General features: G+C 73.5%; 9 protein-coding genes and 1 pseudogene. 7 read left to right on the forward strand and 3 right to left on the reverse strand.

Features of this window, described 5'->3' with window-relative positions:
* Window positions 1-189 precede the first annotated feature (189 nt).
* Window positions 190-984, reverse strand: a complete 795-nt coding sequence (locus L0B03_RS10990) for an exodeoxyribonuclease III (protein ID WP_250445838.1) — start codon at window positions 982-984, stop codon at window positions 190-192.
* Window positions 985-1,131: 147 nt separating this feature from the next.
* Between L0B03_RS10990 and L0B03_RS10995 the strand changes: the two genes are divergently transcribed.
* Genes L0B03_RS10995 through L0B03_RS11010 form a run of 4 tightly spaced genes read left to right on the forward strand, consistent with a single transcriptional unit; the run spans window position 1,132 to window position 3,848 of the window.
* Window positions 1,132-1,926, forward strand: a complete 795-nt coding sequence (locus L0B03_RS10995; protein WP_250445839.1) for an SDR family oxidoreductase — start codon at window positions 1,132-1,134, stop codon at window positions 1,924-1,926.
* Between the two features lie 9 nt (window positions 1,927-1,935).
* Window positions 1,936-2,511: an orotate phosphoribosyltransferase gene (gene pyrE, locus L0B03_RS11000; protein ID WP_250445840.1), complete on the forward strand. Its 576-nt coding sequence runs from the start codon at window positions 1,936-1,938 to the stop codon at window positions 2,509-2,511.
* Between the two features lie 36 nt (window positions 2,512-2,547).
* Window positions 2,548-3,249 (forward strand): DUF3137 domain-containing protein, encoded by a 702-nt coding sequence (locus L0B03_RS11005; protein ID WP_250445841.1) that lies wholly within the window; start codon window positions 2,548-2,550, stop codon window positions 3,247-3,249.
* An 11-nt stretch (window positions 3,250-3,260) separates the two neighbouring features.
* Entirely contained in the window at window positions 3,261-3,848 is a 588-nt protein-coding gene (locus L0B03_RS11010; protein ID WP_250445842.1) for a LemA family protein, read from the forward strand.
* Between the two features lie 16 nt (window positions 3,849-3,864).
* On the opposite strand, the gene L0B03_RS11015 is transcribed toward L0B03_RS11010, so the two are convergent.
* Together L0B03_RS11015 and L0B03_RS11020 are read right to left on the reverse strand one after the other, a co-directional pair.
* On the reverse strand, window positions 3,865-4,605 hold the full coding sequence (locus L0B03_RS11015; RefSeq protein WP_250445846.1) for an HAD-IIA family hydrolase: 741 nt from the start codon (window positions 4,603-4,605) through the stop codon (window positions 3,865-3,867).
* Between the two features lie 60 nt (window positions 4,606-4,665).
* Window positions 4,666-5,670, reverse strand: a complete 1,005-nt coding sequence (locus L0B03_RS11020) for a DMT family transporter (protein ID WP_250445843.1) — start codon at window positions 5,668-5,670, stop codon at window positions 4,666-4,668.
* 34 nt (window positions 5,671-5,704) lie between these two features.
* On the opposite strand from L0B03_RS11020, the gene L0B03_RS11025 reads away from it, so the two are divergent.
* The 3 genes and pseudogenes from L0B03_RS11025 to L0B03_RS11035 form a co-directional block, all read left to right on the forward strand.
* Entirely contained in the window at window positions 5,705-6,292 is a 588-nt protein-coding gene (locus tag L0B03_RS11025; RefSeq protein ID WP_250445844.1) for a TetR/AcrR family transcriptional regulator, read from the forward strand.
* 62 nt (window positions 6,293-6,354) lie between these two features.
* Entirely contained in the window at window positions 6,355-7,314 is a 960-nt protein-coding gene (locus L0B03_RS11030) for an ABC transporter ATP-binding protein (protein ID WP_250445845.1), read from the forward strand.
* A pseudogene (locus tag L0B03_RS11035) lies at window positions 7,311-7,808 on the forward strand (hypothetical protein); the annotation flags it as partial. The gene L0B03_RS11030 and the pseudogene L0B03_RS11035, both read left to right, overlap by 4 nt.

The raw sequence follows: 7,808 nt of genomic DNA on the forward strand, positions 1-7,808 counted from the left end.
TACCCGGGCGGGGGCGGCGGCACGTCGCCGGACCCGCCCGCGGGCGGGGCGTACGGGTTGGCCCCTGCCGACGGGTCGTCGCCTCCGGGGCGCGAGTGGGGATCGAGGCCGTAGCCCCCGTGCGGCGTGCTCATGCGAGTCAACCTACTGGCCGGACCGTCCTCCTGGCGCGGGCGTCCCCCGTGCGGCTCAGTCCTCGAGGTCGACCACGACGGGCACGTGGTCCGAGGCGCCCTTGCCCTTGCGGGCCTCGCGGTCGATCGACACCCCGGTGACCCGGTCGGTCAGCGCGGGGGAGGTGTAGGCGAAGTCGATCCGCAGGCCCTTGTTCTTGGGGAAGGCGAGCTGCTGGTAGTCCCAGTAGGTGTACCTGCCCTCCTCGGGGACGTGCACCCGGGAGACCTCGGTGAAGCCGGCGTCGGCGAAGGCGAAGAAGGCGTCGCGCTCGGGCTGGGTCACGTGGGTGTGGCCCTCGAAGGCCGTGACGTCGTAGACGTCGGTGTCGTAGGGGATGACGTTCCAGTCGCCCAGCAGGGCCGTCTGCGTCGCCGGGTCCGCCTCGAGCCAGCCTGCCGCGCTGCGGCGCAGCTGCTCGAGCCAGGCCAGCTTGTAGGCGTAGTGCGGGTGGTCCGGGGACCGGCCGTGCGGCACGTACAGACTCCACACGCGGACCCCGCCGCAGGTCGCCCCCAGGGCGCGCGCCTCGACCACGGGGCCGTCCTCGCCGAACCCCGGCTGGTCGGGGAAGGCCACCTCGACCTCCTCGATCCCGACGCGGGAGACCACGGCGACGCCGTTCCACTGGCTGAGACCGACGTGGGCGACCTCGTAGCCCGCGGCCTCGAAGACCGCGTGCGGGAACTGCTCGTCCTTGCACTTGGTCTCCTGCAGGGCCAGCACGTCGGTGCCGCTGCTCTCGAGCCAGGCCACGGCACGGTCGGCGCGAGCCCGGACCGAGTTGATGTTCCACGTCGCGATCCGCATGGCGAGCACGGTACCGCCCGGGGCTGACGGCCCCGCGGCCGGGCGGACGGCCCCGCGGGGCCGAGGACGGCGTACCTCCTCGACACCTTCACCTCCGATCCGCCCGACCTCGCCCGTCCGCCCGGGGCCACTGCGTAGGGTGGCCGCATGGCTACCGTCCTGATCACCGGTGCGAGCGCTGGCCTGGGCCTGGAGTTCGCCTGGCAGCTCGCCACAGCCCGGCACGACGTCGTGCTGGTCGCCCGGAACGAAGACCGTCTCGAGCGGCTGGCGAGCCAGCTGCGCGCCGCCGCCGGGGTGCACGCCGAGGTGCTCCCCGCCGACCTCGCTGATCGCGAGCAGGTCGCCCGCGTCGCCGATCGGCTGCGCAGCACCGAGGACCCGGTCAGCCTGCTGGTCAACAACGCAGGGCTCTCGGTGGGCTCCCGCTTCGTCGGTGGGGACCTGGACGCCCACCTGGACGCCCACGAGGTGATGGTCCGTGCGGTCATGGTGCTCTCGCACGCCGCGGCCGGGGCCATGGTCGAGCGCGGCCGTGGGGCGATCGTCAACGTCTCCTCGATCGCGGCCCTCACCGCGATGGGCACCTACTCGGCGGACAAGGCCTGGGTGCGGGTGTTCACCGAGGCCCTCGCGGTCGAGCTGCGCGGCACGGGCGTGACGGCCACCGCGCTGTGCCCGGGCCTGGTGCACACCGAGTTCCACGAGCGGGCCGGCATCGACCAGGAGGGGTACCCCGAACTCGCGTGGCTCAACGCCGACGCCGTGGTCGCCGCCGCCCTGGCCGACGTGCGCCGCGGCGCGGTGATCTCGACGCCGAGCCTGCGCTACGGGATCGTCTCGGAGGTCACCCGGCTGCTGCCGCGGGCGGCGATCCGGGCGATCTCGGGGGACCGGCGCCTGCGCCGGCACGTCGCCCAGGAGAGCACCGAGGACCGCTAGCCTGACCGCGTGAACGACGCCTTCGGACCCACGCCCCGCGAGCAGCTCCGCGCGCTCATCACCGAGCTCGCCGTGGTGCACGGCCGGGTGACGCTGTCCTCGGGGCGGGAGGCGGACTACTACGTCGACCTGCGCCGCGTGACGCTGCACCACCGCGCGGGGCCCCTCGTCGGGCACCTGCTGCTGGACCGGCTCGAGGAGGTCGGCCTGGGCACGCAGGAGGTCGACGCCGTCGGTGGCCTGACCCTCGGGGCGGACCCGGTCGCCACGGCGCTGATGCACGCCGCGGCCTCGCGCGGGCAGGACCTCGACTCCTTCGTCGTCCGCAAGGAGGGCAAGGCCCACGGCCTGCAGCGGCGCATCGAGGGGCCCGACGTCGCCGGACGGCGCGTGGTCGCCGTCGAGGACACCTCCACCACGGGCGGCTCGGTCCTGACCGCCGTCGAGGCCCTGCGCGAGGCGGGGGCCGAGGTCGCCGGCGTGGCCGTGATCGTCGACCGCGGGACCGGGGCCCGGGAGCGCATCGAGGCCGAGGGGCTGAGCTACCACTACCTGTTCGACCTGGCCGACCTCGGCCTGGCCTGAGCGCCCCGTGATCTGCACCCGGGAGGGGAGACGCTGATGGTCGACGCGCTCTTCGGTGTCCTCTCCTTCCTCGTCCCGCTCGGCATGGTGCTGATCGTCCCGGTGGTCCTGCTCGGCGGCCTGTGGTGGCACTTCCGGGGGATCAAGAAGACCAAGGAGTGGGCGGCACAGGTCGGCTGGACCTACGTGGGCTCCGACCCGTCGCTGGTGTCCCGCTGGCGCGGGCAGCCCTTCGGGATCGGCAGCGGGCGGCAGGCTACCCGGGTTGTCACGGGGACGTACCAGGGCCGCCAGGCGGTCTCGTTCGCCTACCGGTACACGACCGGCTCGGGGAAGAACCGGAGCACGACCACCTACCACGTGTCGGCCCTGCACCTGCCGGCCTACCTCCCGAACCTCGAGCTGACGCCGGAGGGTCTCGGGGCTCGGCTCGCCAAGGTCTTCGGCGCGCAGGACATCCAGTTCGAGTCCGAGGACTTCAACCGCGCCTGGCGGGTCGCGGCACCGGACCCGCGCTTCGCGCACGACGTGCTGAACCCTCGGCTCATGGAGCGCCTCCTGCGACCGGACGCGCAGGGCCTCGCGCTGCGGATCGAGGGCCAGGACGTGCTCTGCTGGTCCCTGGGGTCGCCGAACCTGCACGGTCTCGCGCGACGCCTGGACGTCATGAGCGCGATCGTCGAGGCCGTGCCCCGCTTCGTGTGGCAGGACCACGGCTACGATCCACTCAACCGATGATGGAGGCTCTGGTGGACACGATCGGCATCGTCCTGCTCGTCCTGCTCGCGATCGTGCTGATCGTGCTGCTGTGGGGGGTGGCGACGTACAACGGCTTCGTCCGGCTGCGGAACCTCGTGCAGGAGGCCTGGCGCCAGATCGACGTCGAGCTGCACCGTCGCCACGACCTCATCCCCAACCTGGTCGAGGCGGTCAAGGGTTACGCGGCCCACGAGCGGGGCGTCTTCGACGAGGTGACCCGGGCGCGTGCCGCGGCGGCGAGCCCCGGGGCGGGCCCGGCCGAGCAGGCCGCCCAGGAGGACATGCTCAGCCAGGCGATGGGCCGGCTGTTCGCCGTCGCCGAGGCCTACCCGCAGCTGCGGGCGAGCGAGAACTTCATGCAGCTGCAGGCCGAGCTCACCAACACCGAGGACCGCATCGCGGCGGGCCGCCGGTTCTACAACGCGAACGTGCGGGCCCTGAACACCAAGGTCGAGACGTTCCCGGCGAACATCGTCGCCGGGATGTTCCACTTCGCCCGCGCCGAGTACTTCGAGGCCCAGGACCCCGCGGTCCGCGCCGTCCCCCGCGTCGACTTCGGCACCACCCCCACCCCCTGAAGCACGAGGTGGGCGGTCAGACGAGCCCGATGAGGTCCTGGATCGAGGGGACGACGGCGCCGGGGCGGAAGGGGAAGGTCTCGACCTGGTGCTCCCGGGTCGAGCCGGTGAGGACCAGGAAGGTCTGCAGCCCGGCCTCGATCCCCGCCACGACGTCGGTGTCCATCCGGTCCCCGACCATCGCGGTGGTCTCGGAGTGGGCGTCGATCCGGTTGAGGGCTGAGCGGAACATCATCGGGTTGGGCTTGCCGACGAAGTAGGGGCTCCGCCCGGTCGCCGCAGTGATCATCGCGGCCACCGCGCCCGTCGCGGGCACGTCCCCCTGGGCGCTGGGCCCGGTCACGTCGGGGTTGGTCGCGATGAACCGCGCCCCGCCCTGGATGAGCCGGACGGCCCGGGTGATCGCCTCGAAGGAGTACGTGCGGGTCTCGCCCAGCACCACGTAGTCCGGGTCGGTCTCGGTGAGGGTGTACCCCGCCTCGTAGAGCGCCGTGGTCAGCCCGGCTTCGCCGATCGCGTAGGCGCTGCCCCCGGGCACCTGGTCGACCAGGAACTGCGCCGTGGCGAGGGCCGAGGTCCAGATCGCACCCTCGGGGACGTCGATCCCCGCGCCGCGGAGCCGGGCACGCAGGTCCCGCTCGGTGTAGATCGAGTTGTTCGTCAGGACGAGGAACGGTCGCCCGGCCTCGCGCAGGGTCCGGACGAACTCCGCGGCCCCCGGCAGCGCCTTGCCCTCGTGGACGAGCACCCCGTCCATGTCCGTCAGCCAGCTGTGGATCTCGCGCGGGGCGGCCTGGTCACGGGTCACTCCCCGAGCCTACGACGCGGGCAGTCGCTCGGCCCGGGACGGCTCCCTCGCCCACGCGGGGTCAGCGGCCGCCGTCCCCGCCCCACGACCCCGCCCCAGCTGCACGGGCTCGGTGCGCTCCTGCTCGTGGGCCAGCACGAGGGCGACGGCCACGCCGCTGAGCAGCAGGCCCGCAGCAGTCCCGAGGGTGAACGGCTCACCGAAGAGCAGGGCGCCCGCGACCGCGGTGGTCGGCGCGACGAGGAACAGCAGGGCGTTGAGCCGCGTGACGCCGATGCGGGCGAGCAGTGCCCAGTAGAGCCCGTAGCCCCCCAGGCTCGGGACGACGGCGAGGAAGAGCGCGACGCCCCAGAACGAGGCCTGGGCCGGTGGTGCCGCCGTGCCCGTGGCGAGCGCGATCCCGCCGATGACGACCACCCCGACGGCGGCGTGAAGGGTCAGCGCAGTCAGGGGGCTGGTCGTCGTCGGACGACGGCGCGCGACGAAGGTCGCCGCGACCAGGCTCGCCATCGCCGCGAGCGGCAGGGTGTAGGCCCAGGCGGGGGCCGAGGCCGCGGCGAGGTCTGCCCCGACCACGAGCACCACGCCGACGGCGCCGGCCGCGAGACCGAGCCACTGCATGGCGACCACCCGGAGCCCGAGGAGCGGGCCGACGAGCGTCGCCACGACCAGGGGCTGCACGGCGTCGATGAGGGCGGTGGTGCCCGAGGCGACGCCTGCGCCGATCGCGAGGTACACCGGCAGCACGTAGCCCACCTGGGAGAGCAGCCCGACGAGCAGGTGGGTCGTGACCTCGCCGGGCTCGAGCCGGCGCCCGGACCGGCGTCGGCGCAAGGCTCCGAGGGCCAGCAGCAGCGCGAGCAGCGGGACGAAGCGCCACACGAGCAGGGTGACGGGGTGCGCGTCGTGGCTGCCGAGCCGGGCGCCGAGGAACCCCGAGCTCCAGCACAGCACGAAGGCGACCGAGGCGAGGGGCACGGCGACGCGAGCAGGTATACCGATCGGTGTACTCATCCGGCGAGACTATACCGATCTGTATAGTTGGGCCATGGCGACGCCCGACCCTCTCCCGACGATGACCCCTGGCGCCCGTCGCGTGCTCACGGCGGCCTCGACCCTCTTCTACGACCGCGGCATCCACGCGGTCGGCGTCGACGCGATCGCCGAGGCCGCGGGGGTCACCAAGAAGACCCTCTACGACCGCTTCGGCTCCAAGGACGCCCTCGTGCTGGCCTACCTCCAGGAGCGTGACCACCGCTGGCGCGAGCACCTCGAGGGGGTCCTCGCCACGGTCCCCGCCCGGGGGGCCGCCCGCGTCCTGGCCGTGTTCGACGCGGCAGCCACGTGGTCCGCGGCGAACAGCCCGCGGGGGTGCAGCGCGGTCAACGCCCGCGCCGAGAGCGACGACCCCGACCACCCCGTCTCCCGCGAGACCCTGCGGCAGAAGCGGTGGCTCCTCGAGGTCTTCGAGCGCCTGCTCACCGAGGCTGAGGTCAGCGACCCCGGGCCCCTGTCCCAGACCCTGATGCTCCTCTACGAGGGCGCGATCGTCACGGTCGGGATGGGCACCCTCGAGGCCCCGTTCACCCGCGCCCGCGACGCCGCGGCCGACCTGCTGGACCACGCGCCCTCCTGACACGCCCCGAACCGCCGTCCGCGGCTAGGGTCGGCTGCACGAACCACCGGGAGGGGCGCGCCGTGCCAGAAGAGCTCACGCTCAGCGGGGTCACCCGCACCTTCGGAGACCGGACAGCCCTCGACGACGTGAGCTTCGCGGTCCGCCCCGGGCGGATGACCGGGTTCGTCGGGGCCAACGGGGCCGGCAAGACCACGGCGATGCGGATCATCATGGGGGTGCTCTCCCCGGACTCCGGTCGCGTCGAGCTGGGCGGCACCGAGCTCGACCTGGGGATGCGACGCCGCTTCGGGTACATGCCCGAGGAGCGCGGCCTCTACCCCAAGATGAAGGTCGCCGAGCAGCTGGTGTACCTCGGCCGGGTGCACGGCCTGGACGGCGCCACGGCGCGGAGGCGCGTGACCGACCTCCTCGACCTCCTCGGCCTCGAGGACCGCAGCCAGGACCTGCTGCAGACCCTCTCCCTGGGCAACCAGCAGCGCGTGCAGGTCGCCGCCGCCCTGGTGCACGAGCCGACCCTCCTCGTCCTGGACGAGCCCTTCTCCGGCCTCGACCCGATCGCCGTGGACGCGATGGCCGAGATCCTGCGCTCGCGGGCCGCGGCCGGGGTCCCGGTGCTCTTCTCCTCCCACCAGCTCGAGCTCGTCGAGCGGCTCTGCGACGACGTCGTGATCATCGACCACGGTCGTGTGGTCGCCGCCGGGGAGGCTGACGGCCTGCGGACCGAACGCGCCGGCCGGCGGCTCCGGCTGCGGGTGGACCCCTTCCCCGAGGACCCGGCCACCGGTCCGGCGAGCGACCCCGCAGCCCTGGCCGAGGCGCCGTCGGGCTTGGCGGCCTTCCTCGACCAGGTGCCCGGGGTGAGCCTGCACGAGCACGACGGGACGATCGTCGTCGTGGACCTCGCGGAGGACGCCGACGACCAGGCCCTGCTCGCCGAGGCCCAGCGGCACGGCCTGGTCCGTGAGATGAGCCCGGTCGTCCCGACCCTCGCCGAGATCTTCCGGGAGGCCGTGCGATGAGCGGCTGGACGACCGTGCGCGTGGTGGCCGCGCGGGAGATCACCGTCAAGCTCCGGGACAAGGCGTTCCTCGGGTCGACCCTGTTCCTGCTGCTGCTCGTCATCGCGGCGACCGTGATCCCGGTGCTCATCTCGAACCAGACCCCGAGCATCCGGGTCGCGGTGCAGGGCGAGGCCGCGGCCGAGGTGGTCGAGCGGGCCGCCGAGCTCGGCACCGAGGCGCAGCAGCCCGACGCCGATCTGCCACCGGCGCTCCGGATGCTCGGTGCCCCCGGCCTTCCCGGGGCCGACGTGACGGCGGTCGAGGTCGAGCCCGAGGGTGACGCCGAGGCCCTGGTCGAGTCGGGGGACGTCGCCGCAGCCCTGATCGGCGACGAGATCACCGCCCTGCACCTGGTCGGCTCCGAGGCGGTGCCGGTCGAGCTCGAGGCCCTGGTCCGGGCGGCGGCCAACGAGGTCCAGGTCGCGGTCGCGGCCGCCGAGGCGGGCCTGAGC

Source organism: Actinotalea sp. C106 (genome assembly GCF_023630195.1).
In the GTDB taxonomy this organism is placed as follows: domain Bacteria; phylum Actinomycetota; class Actinomycetes; order Actinomycetales; family Cellulomonadaceae; genus Actinotalea.

Excerpts from the sequence above, each read along its gene's own strand:
- L0B03_RS10995 (WP_250445839.1), top strand. The coding sequence starts at position 1,132 with ATGGCTACCGTCCTGATCACCGGTGCGAGCGCTGGCCTGGGCCTGGAG.
- L0B03_RS11015 (WP_250445846.1), bottom strand. The coding sequence starts at position 4,605 with ATGGACGGGGTGCTCGTCCACGAGGGCAAGGCGCTGCCGGGGGCCGCG.
- L0B03_RS11025 (WP_250445844.1), top strand. The coding sequence starts at position 5,705 with ATGGCGACGCCCGACCCTCTCCCGACGATGACCCCTGGCGCCCGTCGC.
- L0B03_RS10990 (WP_250445838.1), bottom strand. The coding sequence starts at position 984 with ATGCGGATCGCGACGTGGAACATCAACTCGGTCCGGGCTCGCGCCGAC.
- L0B03_RS11005 (WP_250445841.1), top strand. The coding sequence starts at position 2,548 with ATGGTCGACGCGCTCTTCGGTGTCCTCTCCTTCCTCGTCCCGCTCGGC.
- L0B03_RS11020 (WP_250445843.1), bottom strand. The coding sequence starts at position 5,670 with ATGAGTACACCGATCGGTATACCTGCTCGCGTCGCCGTGCCCCTCGCC.